This window comes from Streptomyces sp. MMCC 100 (assembly GCF_041538145.2).
Classification (GTDB): Bacteria; Actinomycetota; Actinomycetes; order Streptomycetales; family Streptomycetaceae; genus Streptomyces.
In genome coordinates, this window is record NZ_JBGORK020000001.1 from 2362246 (window position 1) to 2385379 (window position 23134).

Genomic DNA, 23134 nt, shown 5'->3' on the forward strand with positions numbered 1-23134 from the left:
TGGACGACGCATGACGACACCGCAGAGCATCGAGCCGCAGCACACCCTGCTGACCGCCGTGGCCCGCCTCGACGAACTGCGCGCCCGCGAGTCCCTCGCCGGGTTCGGCAGCGACGACGAGGCCCTGGACCGCCCCTAGGGGTGTCCTTCGGATCTTGCCGGTGTCGCGGGGTCTGGCACGCACATCTGCGGCGTTGTCGTCGGTTGCCAGGGCTCCGCCCTGTCGCCCTCCTCCGCCTTGCAGCTGCACGCTCCCCCACGCTCGGCTTCGCTCGCGCGGGAGGGGCCCCCATCGCCCCGCTCGGGTCGGCAACAGGGCACTGTCGCCTGGAGCCGCCCTGATCCGAACGACACCCCCTAGCTCCTCGAACTGCTCGCCCTGAGCGAGGTGGTCGCCCGCAAGGCCGCCTACGGACGTCAGCTCACCGTCCGCGCCGCCCGCGAGGAGGGCGCCTCCCGGTCGCAGATCGGGGCCGCCCTCGGCACCAGCAAGCAGGCCGCCTGGGAGGCCCACACGCGCTGGATCGACGCCCAGGAGGCCGCTCGCGGCCGGCCCGGGGAGATCGGCTTCGACGCGGCGGACGCGGCCGAGGCGCGCGCCACCGCGGGCGAACCGGACGGCCACTGACCGGCCCTCGCCGCAGCGCCCTGCCAGGTCGCAGGACCCGGCCGCGGTACGGCCGCTGACCAGGCCCGATCCACCGCCGGCCGGCCCCGGACGCAACGCCGGACACCCCTAGCGCAACGAACACCCGCGCCGCCGCGTCGAACGCAACGATCGTGCTCACACGCGCAAGGTTGCTGCATTACCGGGGCACCGCGCCGCTCGTAGTGTTCTGCGCTGTACGTGGCGCGGCGGGGACCCCGCTCGGTGGGTTCCCGCTCTTCACGAGCGTGCCCGCCGGTCCCCGCCGCTCCAGACGCCCGCCGGGAGCCCGTCCGCTCACCCCGGCGGCGCGACCGGCAGCGACAAAGGAGTCACCGCGTGATCGACCACGGCGCACCCCCGCACCACGACGCATCGGCCGGCCCGCCGTCCCCGGGCCTGGCCGCACGCCTCATGCGCCGCAAGCCCGTGGAACGCCTGGTCGCCGAGGGCGGCCAGGGCGAGGGCGGCAGCCTCCGCCGCTCCCTCGGCCTCTGGCAGCTCACGATGATCAGCATCGGCGCCACCCTCGGCACCGGCATCTTCGTCGTCCTCGGCGAGGCCGTCCCCAAGGCCGGCCCGGCCGTCACCCTCTCCTTCGTCATCGCCGGCCTCACCGCGCTCTTCTCGGCCCTGTCCTACGCCGAACTGGCCGGCACCATCCCGGTCGCCGGGTCCTCGTACTCGTACGCCTACGCCACGATGGGCGAGCTGGTCGCCTGGGTCTGCGGCTGGTGTCTGATCCTGGAGTACGGCGTGTCCGTGGCCGCCGTCGCCGTCGGCTGGGGCGAGTACCTGAACGAGCTGCTCGACGGCACCATCGGCGTCACCCTCCCCGCGGCCCTGTCGGCGCCGCCCGGCGACGGCGGCGTCTTCAACCTGCCCGCGCTGATCGTCGTGCTCCTCGCCATGACGTTCCTGCTCGGCGGCGCCCGTGAGTCCGCCCGCGCCAACACGATCATGGTCGTCGTCAAGATCGCCGCCCTGGTGCTGTTCTGCGCCATCGGTGTGCAGGGCTTCCGCTCGGGCAACTACGAGCACTTCATGCCGCTCGGCATGGCCGGGGTCAGCGCGGCCGGGGCGACGCTCTTCTTCTCCTACATCGGCTTCGACGCCGCCTCCACCGCCGGTGAGGAGGCCAAGAACGCCCAGCGCGACCTGCCGCGCGCGATCATGCTGTCCCTCGTCATCGTCACGCTGCTGTACGTCCTGGTCGCCGCCGTCGCCGTCGGCGCCAAGCCCTGGCGGACCTTCACCGACTCCGAGGCCTCCCTCGCCCAGATCATGACCGACGTCACCGGGCAGAGCTTCTGGGGCACCCTGCTGGCCTTCTGCGCCGTCGTCGCCATCGCCAGCGTCGTCCTGACCGTCCTCTACGGCCAGACCCGCGTCCTGTTCGCCATGTCCCGCGACGGGCTGGTGCCCAAGGTGTTCTCCAAGGTCCACCCCAAGACCGGCGCCCCTCGCGCCAACACGCTGATCGTCTCCCTGTTCTGCGGCGTGCTCGCCGCCGCCATCCCCCTCGGACAGCTCGCCGACGCCACCAGCATCGGCACCCTCTTCGCCTTCGCCCTCGTCAACGTCGCCGTCGTGGTGCTGCGCCGGAGCCGTCCCGACATGCGCCGCACCTTCCGGGTCCCGCTGTCGCCGGTCCTGCCCGCCCTCGGCCTCGGCTTCTGCGTCTGGATGATGGGCAGCCTGTCCACCGTCACCTGGGTGGTCTTCGGTGTCTGGATGGCGGTCGGCCTCGTGTTCTACTTCGTGTACGGCCACCGCCGCTCCCGACTCGCCACACCGGACCCGTCCGAGGTCCGGACGCACCAGAAGTGAAGTGAACGACCCGCAGTGCTGAACGATCTCGACGAACGCATCGTGCACGCCCTCGCCGAGGACGCCCGCCGCTCCTACGCGGACATCGGGCAGTCGGTCGGCCTGTCCGCGCCCGCCGTGAAACGGCGCGTGGACCGGCTGCGCGCCACCGGAGCCATCACCGGCTTCACCGTACGGGTCGACCCCGCCGCGCTCGGCTGGGAGACCGAGGGGTTCGTCGAGATCTTCTGCCGCCGCAACACCTCGCCGGAGACCATCCAGCGGGGCCTGGAGCGCTACCAGGAGGTCGTGGCCGCGTCCACCGTCACCGGGGACGCGGACGCGGTCGCCCAGGTCTTCGCCTCCGACATGCGGCACTTCGAGCGGGTCCTGGAGCGGATCGCCGGGGAGCCGTTCGTCGAGCGCACCAAGTCCGTGCTGGTGCTCTCCCCGCTGCTGCGGCGCTTCTCGTCGGGCTCGCCCACGTAAACCGCTGGGCAGGCGATATTCGGTGGGCAGGACGTCCGCCGCCGTCTAGCATCGATGCCATGACCTGGCGACATTGATCCACTCGCGTCACCCGTAGCGCCTCCTCCCGAGGGCCGCCCCGGACGCCGTACCTCCGGTGTCCGATCCGCCCCCTCGGGAAGGCCTCATGACCGTCTCACCTCCGCCCGAGCGTGCCGCCACCGCGCCCGCCGGCACCACCCGTCGGCTCGTGCGCACGCTGTACGCCTCCGCGTTCTGTGACGAGTTCGTCCTGCTCTACCCGGTGTACGCGCTGCTGTTCGCCGACACCGGTCTGTCCGTCTGGCAGACGGCCTCGCTGTTCGCCCTGTGGTCGCTGACGGGCGTACTGCTCGAGGTGCCCTCCGGTGCCTGGGCCGACGCCGTCTCCCGGCGGCTGCTGCTGGTCCTCGGCCCGCTGCTCACCGCCGCCGGCTTCGCGCTGTGGGTGCTCCTGCCCTCCTACGGCGCCTTCGCGCTCGGCTTCGTGCTGTGGGGCGCCGGCGGCGCGCTCGGCTCGGGTGCGCTGGAGGCGCTGGTCTACGACGAACTCGACCGGGCCGGCGCGGCCGGCCAGTACGCCCGCGTCATGGGCCGGGCCCGGGCCATCGGCATCGCCGCGACCATGTCCGCCATGGGCCTGGCCGGTCCGGTGTTCGCCCGGGGCGGCTACGACGTCGTGGGCGCGGCGAGTGTGCTCGCCTGTCTGGCCGCGGCGGCGGTGGCGACCCGGTTCCCCGAGCACCGCACACCCTCCGGCCGGGGCGAGCGCTGGTCCGCGACCCTGCGCGCGGGACTCGCCGACGCCCGCGCCGACCGGTCCGTGCGCGGCGCGCTGCTCCTCGTGCCGGCCGTGACGGCGGTGTGGGGCGCGCTCGACGAGTACACGCCGCTGCTGGCCCGCGACACCGGTGTGGCGCCCGAGACCGTGCCCTGGCTGCTGCTGGTGATCTGGGCCGGCGCCACGGCCGGCAGCCTGCTGGCCGGTGCCGCGGAGCGCCTGACCACCAACGGGTTCGCCGTCCTCCTCACCGGTTCCGCACTCGCGCTGGCCGTGGGCGGCCTGGCCGGCACCCCGGTCGCCCTGGTCCTGGTGGCACTCGCCTTCGGCGGGTTCCAGCTGGCGACCGTGCTGGCCGACGCCCGCCTCCAGCAGCGCATCGACGACACCGGGCGGGCCACCCTGACCTCGGTCGCGGGCCTCGGCACCGAGCTGGGCAACCTCGCCACCTACGGCGCCTACGCGGCGGCGGCCACGGCATGGGGGCACGGCACCGCGTTCGCGCTGTCCGCGGTGCCGTACCTGCTGACGGTCCTGGTGCTGGCCGGGGCCGCCCGGACTACAGCCGCGGCTGCCAGGGCACGACGTCGAAGTCGCCGGTCCCCTTCTTGACCTTCTCGAAGGGCGCCGACCCCACGCACCGGGGCAGCTCTCCGCCCTCCGCGGGGCTGCCCATAGCCGCCCAGCTGTAGCCGAGGCGGTCGTGCCGGCCCAGGTCGTGGACCGTGATGCCGACCCGCTCGCCCTCGGCGCCGGGGAGGTCGGAGTCGGTGATGACGCCGGAGACGACGGCCACGTCGCCGCCGGTCAGGAGACAGTCGACCTCGGCCTCGGCGCGTGCGCCCTTGCCGTTCAGGTAGTGGCTGAACTCGAAGGTCCCGGTGGCCTTGAGGGGGTCCTCGTCGTCCTCGGCCGCCAGATGGGCGTCGAAGGTGAAGGTGATGTCGTCCCCGGCCGACCGGTACAGCTTGGCCGTGCCGGTGAGCGCGGCGGCCTCCCTCGGGGGCGGGCCGCCGTGCGGGCCCCCGTGCGGGCCGGAGGCGACGGCCGCGCCCGTGGTGACGGCGGTGAGCAGCAGGGCGGCGCAGAGCGCGGCGGTAGCGGTACGGCGTTTCATGGCGGTCCTCTCCCGTGGATCGAAGCCGGTGAACCGAACGGTCACCACTGTTCCGGCGCCGTGCTCGCAGCACATCGGGCGCGGGACGGGAGCCGTCTCCGCCGCGCGGCGGGGGAGGGCGGACCGGGTCTGCTTCCCGGGGATGAGGGGAGGGCCCACCGGGGGTGAGGGGAGGGCCCGCCGGGGCGCGCAACGAATCGCCGTGGGCCGCCGGACGCACGCAACGATCCGCTCACCGGCGCGCAACAGGTCCGTCTTGTCCGGCCGAGTCCGCCGACCGTACCGTCTATCTGGCCCCCCGACCCCCGTCCTTCCGGTGAGGAACACGCATGCGCACCGCCCTGCTCCAGAGCTCCGGCCGCCCCGGTTCCACCGCCGAGAACCTCAAGGTCCTCGACGAGGCCGCGGGCCGTGCCGCCGCCGCGGGCGCCGCGCTGCTCGTCACCTCCGAGCTGTTCCTGACCGGATACGCCGTCGGCGACGACATCGGCGTCCTCGCCGAGCCCGCCGACGGCGACTCGGCCGACGCCGTCGCGGAGATCGCCGTACGCCACGGCCTGGCCGTCGCGTACGGCTACCCCGAGCGGGACGGCGAGCGCGTCTTCAACTCCGTCCAGCTCGTCGCCGCGGACGGCACCCGACTCGCGGGCTACCGCAAGACCCACCTCTTCGGCTGCTTCGAGCGCGACCACTTCACCCCCGGCGAGCAGCCCGTCGTGCAGGCCCGGCTCGACGGCGTCACCGTCGGCCTGATGATCTGCTACGACGTGGAGTTCCCGGAGAACGTCCGCGCCCACGCCCTGGCCGGGACCGACCTGCTGCTCGTCCCGACCGCGCAGATGCACCCGTTCCAGTTCGTCGCCGAGTCCGTCGTGCCGGTGCGGGCCTTCGAGAACCAGATGTACGTCGCGTACGTCAACCGCGTCGGCCAGGAGGGCGAGTTCGAGTTCGTCGGCCTGTCCACCCTCGCGGGCCCCGACGGTGTCGCCCGCGCCAGGGCCGGGCGCGCCGAGGAACTGGTCCTCGCCGACGTGGACCCGGCCCTGCTCGCCACCTCGCGCGAGACCAACCCGTACCTGCGGGACCGTCGCCCCGGCCTGTACGGCTCCCTCGCCTGAGCCCCGAACCGCGCGTCCTGCCCTCCGTTCCACCCGTGCAAGGAGTCCGTACCCCATGACGTCCACCGTGCCCAACGCGATCGAGCACGCAGACGAGCAGCAGCCGCCGATCACCATGTTCGGGCCGGACTTCCCGTACGCGTACGACGACTTCCTCGCCCACCCCGCCGGACTCGGCCAGATACCCGCGACCGAGCACGGCACCGAGGTCGCCGTCATCGGCGGCGGCCTGTCCGGCATCGTGGCCGCCTACGAGCTGATGAAGATGGGCCTGAGGCCCGTCGTCTACGAGGCCGACCGGATCGGCGGCCGCCTGCGCACCGTCGGCTTCGACGGCTGCGACCCCTCACTGACCGCGGAGATGGGCGCGATGCGCTTCCCGCCGTCCTCCACCGCCCTGCAGCACTACATCGACCTGGTGGGCCTGGAGACCCGGGCCTTCCCCAACCCGCTGGCCGAGACGACGCCGTCGACCGTCGTGGACCTCAAGGGCGAGTCGCACTACGCCGAGACGCTCGACGACCTGCCGCAGGTCTACCGGGACGTGGCCGACGCCTGGGCCAAGTGCCTCGAAGAGGGCGCCGACTTCTCCGACATGAACCGCGCCCTGCGCGAGCGCGACGTCCCCCGCATCCGCGAGATCTGGGCGAAGCTGGTCGAGAAGCTCGACAACCAGACCTTCTACGGCTTCCTGTGCGACTCCGAGGCCTTCAGGTCCTTCCGGCACCGCGAGATCTTCGGACAGGTGGGCTTCGGCACCGGCGGCTGGGACACCGACTTCCCCAACTCCATCCTGGAGATCCTCCGCGTCGTCTACACGGAGGCCGACGACCACCACCGCGGCATCGTCGGCGGCTCCCAGCAGCTGCCGCTCAGGCTCTGGGAGCGCGAGCCCGAGAAGATCGTCCACTGGCCCTACGGCACCTCGCTGAAGTCCCTGCACGTGGACGGCGAGCCCCGTCCGGCCGTGACCCGGCTGAACCGCACCGCCGGCAACCGCATCACCGTGACCGACGCCGACGGCGACATCCGCACCTACCGGGCGGCGATCTTCACCGCCCAGTCCTGGATGCTGCTCTCGAAGATCGCCTGCGACGACTCGCTCTTCCCCATCGACCACTGGACCGCGATCGAGCGGACCCACTACATGGAGAGCTCCAAGCTCTTCGTGCCGGTGGACCGGCCGTTCTGGCTGGACAAGGACGAGGACACGGGCCGGGACGTCATGTCGATGACGCTCACCGACCGCATGACCCGCGGCACCTACCTGCTCGACGACGGACCCGACAAGCCCGCCGTCATCTGCCTCTCCTACACCTGGTGCGACGACAGCCTCAAGTGGCTGCCGCTGTCCGCGAACGAGCGGATGGAGGTCATGCTGAAGTCGCTGGGCGAGATCTACCCGAAGGTCGACATCAGGAAGCACGTCATCGGCAACCCGGTGACGGTCTCCTGGGAGAACGAGCCCTACTTCATGGGCGCGTTCAAGGCCAACCTGCCCGGTCACTACCGCTACCAGCGGCGCCTGTTCACCCACTTCATGCAGGAGGGGCTGCCGGAGGACAAGCGGGGCATCTTCCTCGCCGGTGACGACATCTCCTGGACGGCCGGCTGGGCCGAGGGAGCCGTCCAGACCGCGCTCAACGCGGTCTGGGGCGTCATGCACCACTTCGGCGGGCAGACCGACGCGACCAACCCCGGCCCGGGCGACCTGTACGACGAGATCGCGCCGGTAGAACTCCCCGAGGACTAGGAGTTCCCTCTCGACGGCCTAGATACCGGCCGCCCTCGCCTTCTCGTACACCTGGGCGGCGACGTCCTTGAGCTCCTCGGCGTCGCGCGTGGTGCTCTGCAGGTCGACGAGGATCTCGTCGAAGCCGATCTCGGCGTGCGCGGCCAGGTCCTCGACGATCTGGTCGACGCCGCCCTGGAACGGGCGGCGGTCGGAGCCCTCGTAGTTCTTCGCGCTGTAGCGGGGGTTGGCTCGCAGCACCGTCCGGATCGGATCCGTACGGCCCCGCTCGGCGGCCAGGTCCCGCAGCCGCCGCCACTGCTCGGCGACGGTCTCGGCACCGATGCCGGTGGGCAGCCAGCCGTCGGCGTGGTCGACCAGGCGACGCCGGGCCCGGCCGCTGTCGCCCGCCGCCAGCAGGATCGGGATCGGCCGAGCGGGTTTGGGGCCGACCACGGCGGACGCGATCTTCGTGACCTCGCCGTCGTACACCACCGGGTCGGGGCCCCACACCGCGCGGCACACCCCGATCAGCTCGTCGAGGGCGGCGCCGCGCTCGGCGAACGGCCGCACGGACGCCGCCGCGTACTCGTCGTGCGACCAGCCGGTGCCGAAGCCCGCCACCACCCGGCCGCCGCTCGCCGCGTCCAGCGAGGCCAGCGCCTTGGCCAGCTGGAAGGGGACGTGCAGCGGCGCGACCAGCACGCTCGTGCCCAGCCGGGCCCGTTCGGTGACCGCGGCGGCGAGGGCGAGGGTGACCAGGGGCTCCGCCACGCTCCGGTACGTGTCCGGCCAGGGCAGGCCCTCGACGCCGTACAGCCCCTGGGTCGCGGGCTCGGGGAACAGGGCGCGCTCGAACACCCACAGGCTCTCGTAGCCCGTCCGTTCCGCCGCGCGTGCCACGTCGGGGACGTCCTTGCCGATGTCGTACTGCCGCATCTGGGGGAGGCCGAGTCCGAGCCGGGTCGTCATGGCGGGGTGCTCCTTCGCAGTCGGGGTGCGATGTTGCCCATGGTCGCAACCGGTTTCAACGTACAGCGATCGCACGGGAGTTCCGGGCGCGCACCGCGAACACCGGCCGGATCAGTCCGGCAGCGGGGTGAGCAGCATGCGGCCCGCGAAGCCCACCGCGGCGTCCAGCCGTTCGGTGAACTCCCCGGCGACGTCCGGCAGCCGGCGCAGCGCCCACAGCGCGCGGGCCGCCGCCCAGGTGGCCTCACGGGCGCGCTCCAGGCTCCAGGAGCCGAGCAGATGGGTCAGCGGGTCGGCGATCCGGAGGAGGTCGGGGCCCGGCATCAGCTCGTCGCGGATGCGCTCCTCCAGCGAGACGAGGAGATCACCCACGCGGTCGAACTCGTCCTCCAGATCGACGGGTTCGCAGCCGAGCGTACGACAGGTGTCCACCACGGCCAGCGCGAGATCGTGGCCGATGTGCGCGTTGATGCCCGCCAGCGCGAACTGCAGCGGCCGTACCCCGGGATGGCGGCGGAACTGGAACAGGGGGCGCCAGCAGGCGGGCGGACGGCGGTCCTCCTCCGCCGCGTCCACGGCGGCCAGATAACGCTCCGCGAACCGCACGTCCAGCGCCGTCGCGGCTGCGGCGTCCGCGAACCGGCCGCCGTCGATGTGCCGGTCGACGGCCTCCGTGACGGCCAGGTAGACACGGTTGAAGACCGCCAGGCCGTCCCGGGCCGGCAGCGCCGTGTCGAGGGCGCGCATCCGGAACAGGACGGTGTCCACCGTCAAGGCGGCCGTCGGGACTTGCTCGCAGTGCGCCATGGCGGCAGCGTCGCAGCTTTAGGCTGACGACAGCGCCGGCGGGCCCGACGCTTCCCCGAAACGAGGGAACGCGCCCGCCGCGCGGGGGAGGGGGACCGTACGTGTCAGGCCTTCGTGCCCGGCGTCTGGCCGCTCGCAGGGCGCGGCGCAGGCGTGCCGCCGGCCGGGGCGCGATGGTCGCGGCGGCGTCCGTCGTCGTCGCGGTGGGCACCGCGACCGGCATGCTGACGGCGCTCGGCGACGACGGCGGCGGAGGCGTGGACCAGGCCCGGCCGCAGGTGACGAGGCTGCCGGGGTGGGAATCGACGCCCGGCACGCCGTCCGCGGCGCCCTCGGGCTCGCCGTCCCCCTCCGCCTCGCCGACGGCGACGAAGGCGAGTCCCGGCGCGTCGCCGACGAAGACGTCCGCGACCCCTGCCGCGAAGAAGCCCCGGACCACGGCCGCCGCCACCCGGCTCTACCGGCACCCCGACTCCCAGGTCGCCGACTGGGTCCGGGCCCACCCCGACGACCCGCGCCAGGACGTCATCGCGTCGCGGATCGCCGACCACCCGGCGGCCGTCTGGTTCGCCGACCACACCCCGGCCACCATCACCGCGCGGGTCCGCGCGGTCACCTCCGCGGGTGCCGCCCAGGGCCGGGTGCCGGTCCTCGTGCCGTACGCGATACCCGACCGCGACTGCGGCGGCCACTCCGAGGGCGGCGCGCCCGACCTGGACGCCTACGACGCCTGGATCGACCGGTTCGCCGCCGGGCTCGGCTCCGGCGAGGTGATCGTCGTGCTGGAACCCGACTCGGTCGCCCAGTCCGAGTGCCTGTCCGCCGGTGAGCGCGCCGACCGCTTCGCCTCCCTGGCCCGGGCGGGCCGGGTGCTGAAGGACGCCGATCCCCGCGCCCGGGTCTACTACGACGCGGGCCACTCCGGCTGGCACGCGCCCGCCCAGCAGGCGGGCCGGCTCGAGCAGGCCGGTGCCGCCTCGGCCGACTCCTCCGACGGCGTCTTCAGCAACGTCTCCAACTTCCACGCCACCGCCGACGAGATCGCCTACGACCGCGCCGTCCTCGACGCCCTCGGCGGTCCGCCGGGCCTCGGCGCCGTCATCGACACCAGCCGCAACGGCAACGGCGCCCCGCCCGACGGCGAGTGGTGCGACCCGGCCGGCCGCAAGCTCGGCCGCGCGCCGACCCTGAGCACCGGCATGGGGCGCGTCGACGCCTACCTGTGGGTCAAACTGCCCGGGGAGTCGGACGGCTGCAAGGGCGAGCCGGGCACGTTCACGCCCTCGTACGCCTACGACCTGGCGCGTTGAGCCCCGCCGCCGTCACCGCCGTCGCCGCTCTCGGTCTTCGCGTCGTACGACGACGTGCCCTCGTCGAGGAGCGGCTGCTGTGTCTTGAGGTGGGCCGGGGCGAAGGCGCGCAGCGCGTGGTAGCCGGTGATGACGACCAGGGTGCCGAGCGCGATGCCGCTGAGGGAGAAGGTGTCGGTGAACTCCATGCTGACGTTGCCGACGCCGATGATGATGCCCGCGGCGGCCGGCACCAGGTTCAGCGGGTTGCGCATGTCCACCTTGGCGTTGATCCAGATCTGGGCGCCGAGCAGGCCGATCATGCCGTAGAGGATGACGGTGATCCCGCCGAGCACGCCGCCCGGGATCGCGGCCACGACCGCGCCGAACTTCGGGCAGAGGCCGAAGAGCAGCGCGAAGCCCGCTGCGGCCCAGTAGGCGGCCGTCGAGTAGACGCGGGTCGCGGCCATCACGCCGATGTTCTCGGAGTACGTGGTGTTGGGCGGGCCGCCGACCGCGGTGGAGAGCACCGAGCCGATGCCGTCGGCCGAGATCGCCGTGCCGAGCCTGTCGTCGAGGTTGTCGCCGGTCATCTCGCCGACCGCCTTGACGTGCCCGGCGTTCTCCGCGATCAGGGCGATGACGACCGGCAGGGCGACCAGGATCGCCGACCACTCGAAGCTCGGCCCGTGGAAGGACGGCAGCCCGATCCAGTCGGCCTGGCCCACGGCGGAGAAGTCCAGCCGCCAGTGGTCGGTGAGCTTGCCGCTGCCGTCCACCGAGTGGATCTTCCCGAAGATCCGGTCGAGAGCCCAGGACAGGACGTACCCGAAGACCAGCCCCAGGAAGATCGCGATCCGGGACCAGAAGCCGCGCAGGCACACCACGGCCAGACCGGTGAACAGCATCACGAGCAGCGCCGTCCACTGGTCCTGCGGCCAGTAGGTGGACGCGGTGACCGGGGCCAGGTTGAAGCCGATCAGCATCACCACCGCGCCGGTGACGACCGGGGGCATCGCGGCGTGGATGATCCGCGCCCCGAACCGCTGCACGGCGAGCCCCACCAGGAACAGCGCGAGGCCGACGACCAGGACCGCGCCGGTCACCGTGGCGCTGGTGCCGCCCTGCGCCCGGATCACCGCGGCGACGCCGACGAAGGAGAGCGAGCAGCCGAGGTAGCTGGGCACCCGGCCGCGGGTGGCGAGCAGGAAGATGACGGTCGCCACGCCCGACATCATGATCGCGAGGTTGGGGTCGAGGCCCATCAGGACCGGAGCCACGAAGGACGCCCCGAACATGGCCACCACGTGCTGGGCGCCGAGCCCGGCCGTGCGGGGCCACGAGAGCCGTTCGTCGGGGCGGACCACCGCTCCGGGGGCGGGTACCTTCCCGTCCCCGTGCAGCTTCCAGCGCACGCCGAGGTCCATGGTGAGGTTTCGCTTTCTCTGTACGTGAGGACTGTCCGGACCATTGTCAGGGGTGCCCGGCCGTGCGGTTGACCTGCACCCTTCCCCGACGGGCGTCCTGAGCGTCCGCTTAGGATGAGGGGAGCCGCCGTACGTGAGCACAACCGAGCACGACCAGGAGTCCCGCCCGTGACCGCCGAAGCCCCCACCGCGCCCGTCCTGTCCCACGGCCGGCTCGTCCCCGTCACCGTCCACTTCGACGACCTGGACGCGCTCGGGCTGCTGCACAACGCCCGTTACCCCGTGATGGTCGAGCGGGCCTGGACCGAGCTGTGGGCCGGGCACGGCGTCCGGTACGAGGGCGACTGGGAGGCGGCCGGCGACGCCTGCAACGCGGTCAGGGAACTGACGATCGGCTACGAGGCGCCGGTCACCCGGCCGGGCGCGTACGCCGTCCACCTGTGGCTCGACCGGCTCGGCACCACCGGGCTGACCTACGGCTTCCGGTTCTGCTCGGCGGACGGCGCCACCACCTACGCCCGCGGTACCCGGGTGCTGGTCCGGCTGGACGCGCGGACGCTGCGCCCGGCGCCGTGGAGCGAGGCGTTCAGGACTGCCGGCCGGGCACTTCTGCGACCGGCGGACTGATCTTCGGACGGTTCCGGTCCCCGGCCCGCAGCACCCGCGCGAACACCACCAGGCAGCAGGCCAGCGCGGTCACCAGACCGAAGGACACCACCAGGCTGGTCGCCTGGGCAAGACCGCCGATCGCGCCCGGCGCGACCAGACCCGAGGTGTACGTGATGGTGGCGACGCCCGCGATGGCCAGGCTCGGGTTGGAGCCGGCCCGGCCGGCCGCGGCGAAGCACAGCGGGACGACCACGGCGATCCCGAGTCCCATCAGCGCGAAACCGGTCATCGCCACCGCCGGACGGCCCCCGACCACGACCAGCAGGCCGCCGAGGGTGGCCAGCACACCGCTCACGCGGACCGTGCGCACCGCGCCGAACCGGTCCACCACCTTGTCACCGACGAGCCGGGTCAGCGCCATGGTGAGCGTGAAGCCCGTCGTGCACGCCGCCGCCAGACCGGCCGAGGTCTCCAGCTCGTCCCGCAGATAGACCGCCGACCAGTCCAGGCTCGCGCCCTCCGCGAACACCGCGCAGAAGCCGACCGCGCCGATCAGCAGCGCCGACCTGGGCGGCAGCGCGAACCGCGGCGGCGGATCCTCGTCCTCGGCGGGCTGGAGGTCCAGCACCCACGTGCAGGCGACCAGGCCCGTCACGGTCAGCACCGCGGCGGCAAGGACGTGGTGCGTCCGGGCGTCGGTACCCAGGTGGGCGGCGAGCGTCCCGGCCGCCGAACCGATCAGCGCGCCCGCGCTCCACATGCCGTGCAGCCCGGACATGATCGACTTGTCGAGACGGTTCTCGATCTCGACGCCCAGGGCGTTCATCGCCACGTCCGACATGCCCGCAGTGGCGCCGTAGACGAACAGGGCGAGGCACAGGGTGATCAGGTTCGGGGCGAGCGAGGGCAGGACCAGCGCCAGCGTCCACAGCGCCAGCAGGGCGCGCAGGGCGGCGCGGGCGCCGAAGCGGTGGGTGACGCGGCCGGCCAGCGGCATGGCGAGGGAGGCGCCGAGCGCGGGGAAGGCGAGCGCCAGCCCCAACTGGCCCGCGCTCACGTCGGCGTGGTCCTGGATCCACGGCACGCGGGTAGCGAAGGAGCCGGTGACGGAGCCGTGCACGGCGAACACGGCCGCCACGGCGTACCGGGCGCGCTTCACCTCGCCTCGCCCGTAGGTCCCTGTGCTCATGGTCCACCCCTCCGTGTCCTCGGTCCGCGGCAGTGCGCGGCAGCGCGCCGTAAACTATCAGGGAGCCTGCCTGATAGATAGTGGATTACCGGCGTGGGCCCCCGCGCCGCCGATCTGGAAGGATCCCGGCATGCCCGCATCCCCGAGCACCGCCCGGGCCATCAACGACCGGCTCGCCCTCCATCTGCTCCAGCGGGAGGGCCCGTTGACGGCAGGGCAGTTGAAGAACCTGACCGGCCTGTCCCGGCCCACCGTCGCCGACCTCGTCGAACGCCTCACCGCCTCCGGGCTGATCGAGGTGGCGGGGGAGTCCGGCGAGCAGCGCCGCGGGCCCAACGCCAAGCTGTACGGCATCGTCGCCGAACGCGCGTACCTCGCCGCCCTCGACGTGCGCACCGAGGGCGTCGCCGTGCTCGTCTCCGACCTGCTCGGCCGGGTCCTCGCCGAGGCGTCCGTGCCCATCGACGACCACTCCGGCACCGGTCCCGCGGTGGAGCAGGCGGTGAACCTGGTCGAGTGCGCGGTGAAGGAGGCCGGCGCCGACGGGCTGCACACCGTCGGCATCGGCGTGCCCGGCCTGATCGACCCGGCCGGCGGCGAGCTCCGCGACTCGACGGGGCTGCCCGAGTGGCACCGCCGGCTGATGGCCGCGCTCCAGGAGAAGTTCCCCGAGGCGCGGGTCGGCGTCGAGAACGAGACCAACCTCGCCGCCCTCGCCGAACAGCGCGACGGCGCCGCCCGGGACCGGGACACCTTCGTCCTGCTGTGGCTCGGCCTCGGCATCGGCGCCGCCGTCGTCCTCGACGGCACCCTGCGCCGGGGCGTCTCCGGGGGCGCGGGCGAGATCGGCTTCATGCCGGTGCCGGGCACCGCGGGCCTGCCCTCCGCCACCGACTGCGACGGCGGCTTCCACTCCGTGGCGGGGGCGGCGGCGGTGACCGCCCTGGCGGCGGAGCACGGGGTGACGGCACCGTCCACCGGCCCCGAGCCGCACGCCGCCGCGCTGGTCCGGGAGGCGGTACGCCGGTCGGCGTCCGGGGGCGACCCGGCCGCCGAGCGGTTCCTCGACGCGCTCGCCGACCGCGTCGTCCTCGGCGCCGCCGCCGTCGTCTCCGTCCTCGACCCCGGCTGCCTGGTCCTCGCCGGTGAGATCGGCCGGGCCGGCGCCGACGCCCTCGCCGACCGTGTCCAGCACCGCCTCAGCCGGATGTCCCCGCTGGCCACGGAGGTGCGGCCCAGCACCCTGGGCGGCGGCGCGGTGCTGCGCGGTGCCCTGCTGACCGCCCGCGACCGCGCCCAGGACGACCTCTTCGCACCGCCGGAGCGGTAGCCTGCGGCGCTTCGGGCGGGGCGGGTCGCACGCCGACGGGGGGTGGATCCCCTGGAGGCTCGGGGCGAGGGCCCGTACCGGTGGAACGGCGGGCAGGGACGTGCCGCCGGGACGCTCGCTGCCGGCGGCGACCGGGGAGCGGACGTGCTCAGGGCCCGGCCGGGGAGCGGACGTGCTCAGGGCCCGGCCGGGGAGCGGACGCGCTCAGGGCCCGGCCGGGGAGCGGACGTGCTCAGGGCCCGGCCGGGGAGCGGACGCGCTCAGGGCCCGGCCGGGGAGCGGACGCGCTCAGGGCCCGGCCGGGGAACGGACGCGCTCAGGGTGCTGACCGGGGAACGGACGTGCCCAGGGTGCTGACCGCCGCCCGGCGGGGCCCGGCTCCCGGAACGCCGTGCCGTCCGCCGCCAGCCACACCAGTACCGCCGCGAGCAGTCCCGGTCCCGCCCGCAGCCCCGCCCGTCTGCTCATCCGCGCCGCCCGTCCTCCCCGGCGCCGAACCGCGCCGCCAGGTACTCCTCGAACGTCCCCTTGCCGACCGCGTGCCCGGGCGCGAGGTGCCCGCCCTCGCGGAACGCGCGGTAAGTCTTCCCCGCCAGCGGCACGTTCACCACGGCCCGCCGGCGCCCCGTCGCGCCCAGGTAGGCGCGGGCCAGCGACTCGAAGGTGCGCACCTGGGGACCGCCCATGTCCGGCACCCGTCCGGCGGGCGCGCCCTGGGCCAGTTCGGCGAGCCGGTCCGCGACCTCCGCCACCTCCACCGGCTGGTCCGAGGCATGGGCCGGCAGCACCACGACCGGCATCTTGGCCAGGGGCTGGAGCACCTGCACCACCAGGTCGTGGAACTGGGTCGCCCGCAGCACCGTCCACCCGAGGCCCGACTCCTCCACCAGCTTCTCGACGGCGAGCTTGGTCCGGTAGTAGCCGAGCGGCACCCGGTCGACGCCGACGATCGAGATGTAGACCAGATGGGCCACCCCGGCCCGCCGCGCCGCCGCGATCAGGTTCACGGCCGACCGCTCGTCCCCGCCGCGCTGCGTGGTCGCGCAGTGCACGACCGTGTGGACGCCGGCGAGCGCCGTGTCCAGGCCGCCGCCGCCCTCGCGCAGGTCGACGGCGTACGGCTCGCTGTGCCGGCTGAGCACCCGCACCTCGTGCCCGTCGGCGCGCAGCCGTTCGGTGACGAGCCGACCGAGCGTGCCGGTGCCGCCGGTCACCAGGATCGTGGTCATGCTGTTCAGCCCCTGTCGGACGCGGGGGCTCCCGGGTGGAGCACCCTGCCGTCAGCCGGGACCGCCGGCACCCGCGGATTGTGACGACGCCGGGGCGGAATTCCCACGGCCGGGCCGGCTGACGGCCTGCGTATCCCAGTGTGCCGTCCGCGAGGCGAGTGCGGTGTCCTTGCCGTCGCTGCGGAGGGAGGCGTTCGGCCGACGCATGCGCCGGTGGTGCCCGGGGTGGTCGCGGTGGGCATGACCGCACCCTGCCGGAGCCCGGCAGGGTGCGTTGGGGTGACCCGGCGGCGGGCAAGGGCCTTCGTCACCGCCGCCGGGCCCGTTCGGGTGGGGGTCAGCAGGCGCCGAGGTCCTGCCAGACACCCCATTCACCGGTGGTGCCGGGCTCCTCGCCCTTCGTCCACCACTTGGACTTCCACGTGTGCCCCTGGTGGGACACCGTGGTGCCACCGCCGTACGACGCGGCCGCGTCCCAGGCCGGGGCGGTGCACTGCCCGGTGCCGTCCGTCGGGCTCGGACCGGGCGTCGGGGACTGGGTGTCCGTAGGCGTGGGCGTCGGGGACTGAGTGTCCGTCGGCGTGGGCGTCGGCGTCCCCGGGTCCACGACGGTCGTGCCCCGGGCGAGGTCACCCGCCAGGGCGTACGTCTTCCCGTCGAACGTCACCGTCCAGTTCGACGGCGTCGACACCGGCAGGTAGTACACGAAGTCCACCGTCGTGGAAGCGCCCGGCGCCAGCGACTGCCAGGCCGGCAGCTTCAGCGAGACCCGGTGGTAATCGCCCTTCAGGCCGCCCACGTTGCCGCCCGTGTGGTCACTGTGGATCACCGAAGTGCCCCAGCCGGACTGGTCCTTGGCGTTGCCGGGCGCGGAGGTGGCGTAGTCGAACCGGAACTCGGTGCCGCCGGGCAGCGCCGTGTCCGTGTTGTTGGTGATCTTCAGCTTGGGGCTGATCGGGTAGTTGGAGTCGCCGAGCGGGAACTGCCCGAACTCCACGTCGACGTCGAGTGCCTCGGCCGGCATGTCGGTCGTGGCCCGCTTCGCGCCGTACGGGGAGGCGTCCTTGAACGCCTGGTACATCGTGTCGGTCAGCGTCGAACCCGGCACGTACTGGCCCTTGCCCGCGTCCCAGACGTAGTCGCCGGCCAGTTCCCAGACCATCGTGCCGCCGATGCCGCGGTCGGCCACGTAGTCCGCCTTGGCCTGCACCGACTGCTCGTCCTCGGTGGACAGGAACACCTTCTTCTCGGCGTTCCACAGCCAGGGCGCGACCAGCGTGGCGTCGTACTTGCGGGCGTAGGTCCCGGTCAGCTTCGTGTCGGCCGGGAAGCCGTAGTCGGTGACGTAGTCGCCGACGATGCCCTTCTCCAGGTTCTTGGCGTGCCACATCGGGTTGGAACCCGCGGGCGACTCCTTGCCGTTGTCGTCCAAGTCGTGCCACAGGTTGTCGATGCCGACCGCGCCGTCACCGCACTTGGTCAGTCCCGAGCCCGCCGGGCAGTCCGTGGAGGGAGCCCTCCCCCAGAGCCCGTCGGTGCCGCCGGTGACGTTCTTGAAGCCCCGCGTGTAGTACGGCAGGCCGATGTTGATGCGCCCGGCGGGCATCGAACCGCGGAAGTAGTGGTACGCCCAGTCCGTGTTGAGGTAGCCGACGCCGCCGTACTGGGAGGTGGTGTACACGCCCGCCGAGGCGAGCTCGGCGTCCTTGCCGTCGTCGAAGAGCGAGGCGTTCGGACCGACGTACTCGTTCCAGGCGCCGTGCAGGTCGTACGACATGATGTTGACGTAGTCCAGGTACTTCTGGACCTGGAAGGTCTCCATGCCGCGCAGCAGGTACCCGGAGGACGGCGCGGCCACGGAGAGCAGGTAGTGCCTGCCGTCCGCGGAGCCCGCGCGGTCGAGCTTCTCGCGCAGCGTCTTCATCAGCGCCGCGTAGCCCTTGACCAGCCCGGCCCGGCGGCCGTTCGCGAAGGTCCAGTCGAGCGGGTTGCCCGCGTCCTTCATCGTCGTCGGGTACTCGTAGTCGATGTCGACGCCGTTGAAGCCGTACTTCCGGACGAAGTCGACCGCCGAGTCCGCGAAGGTGTCGATGCCGGCCTGGTTGACCGAGCCGTCGGCGTTGGTGGCCATCGAGTAGAAGCCGCCCGAGTCCACGCGCGAGCCGTCGTCCGCGAAGTAGCCGCCCGTCTCGGCCCAGCCGCCCACCGAGATCATCGTCTTGACGTCCGGGTGCTGCTTCTTGAACTTGCCCAGCAGGTTGAAGTGGCCCTTGTAGGGGAGGTCCGGGTCCATCTCGGCGCCCTCGACCCCGGGCCAGGTCATGCCGGTGGCCGCGTTCTTCTCGCCGTCCGCGCCGACGGAGAGCCTGTTGCCGCCGTCGACGTGCGCGAAGGCGTAGTTGATGTGGGTGATCTTGTCCCACGGGATGTCCGAGGCGAGGTAGGCCGGCTTGCCGTCCTTGCCCGTGCGCCAGCCGGTGAAGTAACCGATCACCCGGCGCGGGTGGTCGGCGCCCATCTTCTCCCGGCCCGCGGAGTCGTAGACCGAGCAGTAGGGGACGTCGACGCCGGGGGTCTCGTAGAGCCCGTCGGGTCGACAGGACCCCTGGTCGGCGGCTTGCGACGCGGTCGCCGGGAGACCGGCGAGCAGCAGGCCGGCGACGGCGGCGGCCGCCGCGAACAGGGCCGGCCCGGCTCTGTGGCGGGATCTGGAGCGTGACGGGGAAGGCACAGTCGGTTCCTCTCCACGGAAGTTGCGCAGACAGTAGAGAGGACTAGACCAGTGAGTCAATAGGTATGGACCAATCTCAAGGTGCCGGCACAGCGGCCCAGTTGGGGCCTCCGAGCCATGCGATGACCGCCCTGTGAGCCACTCCACACGCTCCGTTCGCATGAAGGTGGATCAGGCGTGGCACACTGGCCCTGTACCAGAAGCAGCGCACTCCGGGGTCGGTGAAAGTCCGAACCGGCGGTTACAGTCCGCGACCCGGTCGCCTCCAGCGACCGGTTGACCAGGTGAAATTCCTGGACCGACGGTTAAAGTCCGGATGGGAGGCAGTGCGCGGCGGGCGAGCACACGTGCGCGCCGCCGATCTCTGGGGCACGCCCCTCACGGGCGGGTCCCGTCCGGCGTCGTCGTTCCCGGTGTTCCGCTCGTCCCTTCTGTCGTTCGTCGACAGCCCCGGAGTCCGTGCCCGAAGAGGCAGGAGGACCCGGGAAGTGTTCACCGGAATCGTCGAAGAGCTGGGCGAGATCACCGCCGTCGAGACCCTCGACGACGCCTGTCGCTTCCGGCTGCGCGGCCCCGTGGTCACCGAAGGAGCCCGGCACGGCGACTCCATCGCCGTCAACGGCGTCTGCCTCACGGTCGTCGATCACGAGGGCGACGAGTTCACCGCCGACGTGATGGCCGAGACCCTGAACCGCTCCAGCCTCGGCGTCCTCGCCGTCGGCTCCCGCGTCAACCTGGAGCGCCCCACCGCCGTCGGCGCCCGGCTCGGCGGCCACATCGTGCAGGGCCACGTCGACGGCACCGGCGAGATCCTGGAGCGCAAGCCCTCCGAGCACTGGGAGCTCGTCAAAATCTCCCTGCCCGCCGACCTCGCCCGCTACGTCGTGGAGAAGGGCTCCATCACCGTCGACGGCATCAGCCTCACCGTCGTCGACGCCGGCCCCGACTTCTTCACCGTCAGCCTCATCCCCACCACCCTCGCCCTGACCACGCTCGGCATCAAGCAGCCCGGCGACCCGGTCAACCTCGAGGTCGACGTCATCGCCAAGTACGTCGAGCGGCTGCTCACCGCCCAGGGAGGCACCCGGTGAACTGGCTCAACTCCGAGGCGTTCACGCTCTTCGACCAGCACATCAAGTGGTCGGACATGATCGGCAACGTGATCGGTCTGCTCGGCCTCGCCCTCGGCTGGCGCCGCTCGATCTGGACCTGGCCCGTGCAGTTCGTCTCCGGGCTCGTCCTCTTCGCGGCCTTCGCCACCGCCCACCTCTCCGGCAGCGCCGGCAAGCAGATCGTCGTCATGGTCGTCGCCGCCTGGGGCTTCTGGCAGTGGAACCGCGGCCGGCGGCAGACGCAGGACGGCTCCGTCGCCGTACGGTTCGCCACCTGGCGCGAACGCGGCGCCCTGGCCGCCGCGGCCGCCGTCGGCACCCTCGCGGTGGGCGCCCTCTTCACCGCCTACCCCACCCTGTCCTGGGACCCCTGGCCGGACGCGTACATCTTCGTCGGCACCGTCGTCGCCATGTACGCCCAGGCCCGCGGCATGGTCGAGTTCTGGTTCGCCTGGCTGCTGGTCGACCTCGTCGGCGTGCCGCTGAACTTCGCCAACGGCTTCGCCTTCTCCGGCTTCGTCTACGTCCTCTACGGCGCGCTCGTCCTGTGGGGCCTGCGCGACTGGTGGCTGCGCTCGCGCAACGCGACACGGCCCGTCCCGGAAGGAGCGCCCGCATGAGCACGGCACCCATCCTCTACAGCCCCGACGGCATCGACGACCTCTCGCTCGACCCCGTCGAACAGGCGATCGCGGACATCGCCGCCGGCCGCCCGGTCGTGGTCGTCGACGACGAGAACCGCGAGAACGAGGGCGACCTCGTCATCGCCGCCGAGAAGGCGACCGAGGAGATCGTCGCCTTCATGATGAGCGAGTGCCGCGGCCTGATCTGCGCCCCCATGGAGGGCGGGGAACTGGACCGGCTCCGGCTCCCGCAGATGGTCGACGACAACACCGAGTCGATGAAGACGGCCTTCACCGTGTCCGTGGACGCCACCGCCGCGCACGGCGTCAGCACCGGCATCTCCGCCTCCGACCGCGCCGCCACCCTCCAGCTCCTGGCCAGCGGTACGGCGGAGCCCACCGACCTGGTCCGCCCCGGGCACGTCTTCCCGCTGCGCGCCCGGCCCGGCGGCGTACTCGTCCGCAACGGCCACACCGAGGCAGCCGTCGACCTCGCCCGCCTCGCGGGCCTGCGCCCGGCCGGCGCCATCGTGGAGATCGCCGGCGAGGACGGGCGCATGCTGCGGCTGCCCGAGCTGATCCCGTTCGCCCGCAAGCACGGCCTGACGATCATCTCCATCGAGGATCTCATCGCCTACCGGCGCAGCGAGGAACCCACCGTCCGCCGCGAGGCCGAGGTCCGTCTGCCCACCAGGCACGGCGAGTTCACGGCGTACGGCTACCGCTCCACGGTCGACGGCGTCGAGCACATCGCCCTCGTGCACGGCGACCTCGGCGACGGCGAGGACGTCCTGGTCCGCGTCCACTCCGAGTGCCTCACCGGCGACGTCTTCGGCTCCCAGCGCTGCGACTGCGGCCCCCAGCTCGACGCCTCCCTGGACCGCATCCAGGCCGAGGGCCGGGGCGTGGTGGTCTACCTGCGCGGCCACGAGGGACGCGGCATCGGCCTGATGTCCAAGCTGCGCGCCTACGAACTCCAGGAGCGCGGCCGCGACACCCTCGACGCCAACCTCGAACTCGGCCTGCCCGCCGACGCCCGCGACTACGGCGCCGGGGCCCAGATCCTCGCGGACCTCGGCGTGCGCGCCGTCCGCCTGATGACCAACAACCCGGACAAGAGCGACGCCCTCGAACGGCACGGCATCGAGGTCACGGGCCGCGAGCCGATGCCCGTCCAGGCCGGCGAGCACAACCTCCGCTACCTGCGCACCAAGCGGGACCGGATGGGACACGACCTGCCCTGGCTGGACACGACCCCCGTGTCCACCTGCGGCAACCAGTAAGCAAGCACTACGAGGAGACACGTGAGCGGCAAGGGTGCACCGGAACTGTCCGTACGCAACGTCGGGGACCTCAGGGTCGCCGTGATCGCGTCGCAGTGGCACGACAAGGTGATGGACGGACTGGTGGACGGCGCCCTGCGCGCCCTGCACGAGCTGGGGATCGACGAGCCGACCCTGCTCAGGGTCCCCGGCAGCTTCGAGCTCCCGGTGGTCGCCAAGGTCCTCGCGGGCCGCGGCTACGACGCGATCGTCGCCCTCGGTGTCGTCATCCGCGGCGGCACCCCCCACTTCGACTACGTGTGCCAGGGCGTCACCCAGGGCCTGGTCCAGGTCTCCGTCGAGACCGGCGTCCCCGTCGGCTTCGGCGTCCTCACCTGCGACACCGAGGAGCAGGCCCTGGACCGGGCCGGCATCGAGGGCTCCAGCGAGGACAAGGGACACGAGGCGGTGACCGCGGCCGTCGCCACGGCGGCCACGCTCCGCTCAGTATCCGAACCGTGGCGCTAGGCCGTCCGGCACACGCGTAAAGTGGGGGCCATCATGTCCAAGAAGACGTTCGAGGAGCTGTTCACCGAGCTCCAGCACAAGGCAGCCAACGGCGACCCCGCCACCTCCCGCACCGCCGAACTGGTCGACAAGGGCGTCCACGCCATCGGCAAGAAGGTCGTCGAGGAGGCCGCGGAGGTCTGGATGGCCGCCGAGCACGAGGGCAAGGACGCGGCGGCCGAGGAGATCTCCCAGCTGCTGTACCACGTCCAGGTCATGATGGTCGCCCGCGGCATCTCCCTGGACGACGTCTACGCCCACCTGTAGACCCTCGCTC

At 72.7% G+C, this 23134-nt stretch carries 22 protein-coding genes and 1 riboswitch; of the genes, 15 read left to right on the forward strand and 7 right to left on the reverse strand.

The window, feature by feature from the left end:
- Positions 1-10 precede the first annotated feature (10 nt).
- The 5 genes from ABS735_RS10905 to ABS735_RS10925 all read left to right on the forward strand — a co-directional run bounded on the left by ABS735_RS10905 (position 11) and on the right by ABS735_RS10925 (position 4355).
- The gene (locus tag ABS735_RS10905) at positions 11-139 is read left to right on the forward strand and encodes a hypothetical protein (RefSeq protein WP_476755828.1); all 129 of its coding nucleotides are present in this window, start codon (positions 11-13) and stop codon (positions 137-139) included.
- A gap of 249 nt (positions 140-388) precedes the next feature.
- Positions 389-628 (forward strand): hypothetical protein, encoded by a 240-nt coding sequence (locus tag ABS735_RS10910; RefSeq protein WP_373906295.1) that lies wholly within the window; start codon positions 389-391, stop codon positions 626-628.
- Between the two features lie 357 nt (positions 629-985).
- Positions 986-2476, forward strand: coding sequence for an amino acid permease (locus tag ABS735_RS10915; RefSeq protein WP_373906294.1), 1491 nt, complete (start codon positions 986-988; stop codon positions 2474-2476).
- 15 nt (positions 2477-2491) lie between these two features.
- Positions 2492-2944, forward strand: a complete 453-nt coding sequence (locus ABS735_RS10920) for an Lrp/AsnC family transcriptional regulator (protein WP_003977367.1) — start codon at positions 2492-2494, stop codon at positions 2942-2944.
- Between the two features lie 166 nt (positions 2945-3110).
- Positions 3111-4355 (forward strand): MFS transporter, encoded by a 1245-nt coding sequence (locus ABS735_RS10925; protein ID WP_373906293.1) that lies wholly within the window; start codon positions 3111-3113, stop codon positions 4353-4355.
- Here ABS735_RS10925 and ABS735_RS10930 read toward each other — a convergent pair.
- Complete coding sequence (locus tag ABS735_RS10930) at positions 4303-4860, reverse strand: Repetin (protein WP_373906292.1); 558 nt, start codon at positions 4858-4860, stop codon at positions 4303-4305. The genes ABS735_RS10925 and ABS735_RS10930 overlap by 53 nt on opposite strands.
- Positions 4861-5189: 329 nt before the next feature.
- Here ABS735_RS10930 and ABS735_RS10935 point away from each other — a divergent pair, with 329 nt between their 5' ends.
- Both ABS735_RS10935 and ABS735_RS10940 read left to right on the forward strand, forming a co-directional pair.
- A complete protein-coding gene (locus ABS735_RS10935) occupies positions 5190-5978 on the forward strand; it encodes a carbon-nitrogen hydrolase family protein (RefSeq protein ID WP_373906291.1) in 789 nt (262 codons plus the stop codon).
- Between the two features lie 55 nt (positions 5979-6033).
- Positions 6034-7731 carry a flavin monoamine oxidase family protein gene (locus ABS735_RS10940; RefSeq protein WP_373906290.1) on the forward strand — a complete coding sequence of 566 codons (1698 nt, stop codon included), beginning with the start codon at positions 6034-6036 and terminating at the stop codon, positions 7729-7731.
- 18 nt (positions 7732-7749) lie between these two features.
- Here the strand turns inward: ABS735_RS10940 and ABS735_RS10945 are convergent, their stop codons facing one another.
- Together ABS735_RS10945 and ABS735_RS10950 are read right to left on the reverse strand one after the other, a co-directional pair.
- Positions 7750-8682 carry an LLM class F420-dependent oxidoreductase gene (locus tag ABS735_RS10945; RefSeq protein WP_373906289.1) on the reverse strand — a complete coding sequence of 311 codons (933 nt, stop codon included), beginning with the start codon at positions 8680-8682 and terminating at the stop codon, positions 7750-7752.
- 111 nt (positions 8683-8793) lie between these two features.
- Positions 8794-9489 carry a DUF5995 family protein gene (locus tag ABS735_RS10950; protein WP_373906288.1) on the reverse strand — a complete coding sequence of 232 codons (696 nt, stop codon included), beginning with the start codon at positions 9487-9489 and terminating at the stop codon, positions 8794-8796.
- A 173-nt stretch (positions 9490-9662) separates the two neighbouring features.
- On the opposite strand from ABS735_RS10950, the gene ABS735_RS10955 reads away from it, so the two are divergent.
- Complete coding sequence (locus ABS735_RS10955) at positions 9663-10799, forward strand: glycoside hydrolase family 6 protein (RefSeq protein WP_373906569.1); 1137 nt, start codon at positions 9663-9665, stop codon at positions 10797-10799.
- On the opposite strand, the gene ABS735_RS10960 is transcribed toward ABS735_RS10955, so the two are convergent.
- Positions 10781-12205, reverse strand: a complete 1425-nt coding sequence (locus ABS735_RS10960) for a uracil-xanthine permease family protein (protein WP_373906287.1) — start codon at positions 12203-12205, stop codon at positions 10781-10783. The two genes, ABS735_RS10955 and ABS735_RS10960, sit on opposite strands and share 19 nt — an antisense overlap.
- A gap of 168 nt (positions 12206-12373) precedes the next feature.
- On the opposite strand from ABS735_RS10960, the gene ABS735_RS10965 reads away from it, so the two are divergent.
- On the forward strand, positions 12374-12832 hold the full coding sequence (locus ABS735_RS10965) for an acyl-CoA thioesterase (protein WP_373906286.1): 459 nt from the start codon (positions 12374-12376) through the stop codon (positions 12830-12832).
- Here the strand turns inward: ABS735_RS10965 and ABS735_RS10970 are convergent.
- The gene (locus tag ABS735_RS10970) at positions 12792-14003 is read right to left on the reverse strand and encodes an MFS transporter (RefSeq protein ID WP_373906285.1); all 1212 of its coding nucleotides are present in this window, start codon (positions 14001-14003) and stop codon (positions 12792-12794) included. The genes ABS735_RS10965 and ABS735_RS10970 overlap by 41 nt on opposite strands.
- 130 nt (positions 14004-14133) lie before the next feature.
- Between ABS735_RS10970 and ABS735_RS10975 the strand changes: the two genes are divergently transcribed.
- Positions 14134-15333: an ROK family transcriptional regulator gene (locus tag ABS735_RS10975; RefSeq protein ID WP_373906284.1), complete on the forward strand. Its 1200-nt coding sequence runs from the start codon at positions 14134-14136 to the stop codon at positions 15331-15333.
- 464 nt (positions 15334-15797) lie between these two features.
- On the opposite strand, the gene ABS735_RS10980 is transcribed toward ABS735_RS10975, so the two are convergent.
- A complete protein-coding gene (locus ABS735_RS10980; protein WP_373906283.1) occupies positions 15798-16562 on the reverse strand; it encodes an SDR family oxidoreductase in 765 nt (254 codons plus the stop codon).
- A 337-nt stretch (positions 16563-16899) separates the two neighbouring features.
- A complete protein-coding gene (locus ABS735_RS10985; protein ID WP_373906282.1) occupies positions 16900-19293 on the reverse strand; it encodes a chitinase C-terminal domain-containing protein in 2394 nt (797 codons plus the stop codon).
- Positions 19294-19496: 203 nt separating this feature from the next.
- A riboswitch (FMN riboswitch) is annotated at positions 19497-19627 on the forward strand.
- Positions 19628-19781: 154 nt separating this feature from the next.
- Between ABS735_RS10985 and ABS735_RS10990 the strand changes: the two genes are divergently transcribed.
- From ABS735_RS10990 to ABS735_RS11010, 5 genes are read left to right on the forward strand one after another with little or no spacing between them, the layout of a single operon-like run.
- The gene (locus ABS735_RS10990) at positions 19782-20384 is read left to right on the forward strand and encodes a riboflavin synthase (protein WP_373906281.1); all 603 of its coding nucleotides are present in this window, start codon (positions 19782-19784) and stop codon (positions 20382-20384) included.
- Positions 20381-21025 (forward strand): nicotinamide mononucleotide transporter family protein, encoded by a 645-nt coding sequence (locus ABS735_RS10995; protein ID WP_373906280.1) that lies wholly within the window; start codon positions 20381-20383, stop codon positions 21023-21025. Before ABS735_RS10990 ends, ABS735_RS10995 begins: the two co-directional genes overlap by 4 nt.
- Complete coding sequence (locus tag ABS735_RS11000) at positions 21022-22311, forward strand: bifunctional 3,4-dihydroxy-2-butanone-4-phosphate synthase/GTP cyclohydrolase II (RefSeq protein ID WP_373906279.1); 1290 nt, start codon at positions 21022-21024, stop codon at positions 22309-22311. Before ABS735_RS10995 ends, ABS735_RS11000 begins: the two co-directional genes overlap by 4 nt.
- A gap of 21 nt (positions 22312-22332) precedes the next feature.
- Positions 22333-22818 carry a 6,7-dimethyl-8-ribityllumazine synthase gene (gene ribH, locus ABS735_RS11005; protein WP_003977385.1) on the forward strand — a complete coding sequence of 162 codons (486 nt, stop codon included), beginning with the start codon at positions 22333-22335 and terminating at the stop codon, positions 22816-22818.
- A 33-nt stretch (positions 22819-22851) separates the two neighbouring features.
- Entirely contained in the window at positions 22852-23124 is a 273-nt protein-coding gene (locus tag ABS735_RS11010) for a phosphoribosyl-ATP diphosphatase (RefSeq protein ID WP_007447430.1), read from the forward strand.
- Positions 23125-23134: the final 10 nt, after the last annotated feature.

Coding starts and splice junctions, on each gene's coding strand:
- ABS735_RS10905 (WP_476755828.1), top strand. CDS start 11: ATGACGACACCGCAGAGCATCGAGCCGCAGCACACCCTGCTGACCGCC.
- ABS735_RS10925 (WP_373906293.1), top strand. CDS start 3,111: ATGACCGTCTCACCTCCGCCCGAGCGTGCCGCCACCGCGCCCGCCGGC.
- ABS735_RS10930 (WP_373906292.1), bottom strand. CDS start 4,860: ATGAAACGCCGTACCGCTACCGCCGCGCTCTGCGCCGCCCTGCTGCTC.
- ABS735_RS10935 (WP_373906291.1), top strand. CDS start 5,190: ATGCGCACCGCCCTGCTCCAGAGCTCCGGCCGCCCCGGTTCCACCGCC.
- ABS735_RS10940 (WP_373906290.1), top strand. CDS start 6,034: ATGACGTCCACCGTGCCCAACGCGATCGAGCACGCAGACGAGCAGCAG.
- ABS735_RS10945 (WP_373906289.1), bottom strand. CDS start 8,682: ATGACGACCCGGCTCGGACTCGGCCTCCCCCAGATGCGGCAGTACGAC.
- ABS735_RS10950 (WP_373906288.1), bottom strand. CDS start 9,489: ATGGCGCACTGCGAGCAAGTCCCGACGGCCGCCTTGACGGTGGACACC.
- ABS735_RS10955 (WP_373906569.1), top strand. CDS start 9,663: ATGGTCGCGGCGGCGTCCGTCGTCGTCGCGGTGGGCACCGCGACCGGC.
- ABS735_RS10960 (WP_373906287.1), bottom strand. CDS start 12,205: ATGGACCTCGGCGTGCGCTGGAAGCTGCACGGGGACGGGAAGGTACCC.
- ABS735_RS10970 (WP_373906285.1), bottom strand. CDS start 14,003: ATGAGCACAGGGACCTACGGGCGAGGCGAGGTGAAGCGCGCCCGGTAC.
- ABS735_RS10975 (WP_373906284.1), top strand. CDS start 14,134: ATGCCCGCATCCCCGAGCACCGCCCGGGCCATCAACGACCGGCTCGCC.
- ABS735_RS10980 (WP_373906283.1), bottom strand. CDS start 16,562: ATGACCACGATCCTGGTGACCGGCGGCACCGGCACGCTCGGTCGGCTC.
- ABS735_RS11000 (WP_373906279.1), top strand. CDS start 21,022: ATGAGCACGGCACCCATCCTCTACAGCCCCGACGGCATCGACGACCTC.
- ABS735_RS11010 (WP_007447430.1), top strand. CDS start 22,852: ATGTCCAAGAAGACGTTCGAGGAGCTGTTCACCGAGCTCCAGCACAAG.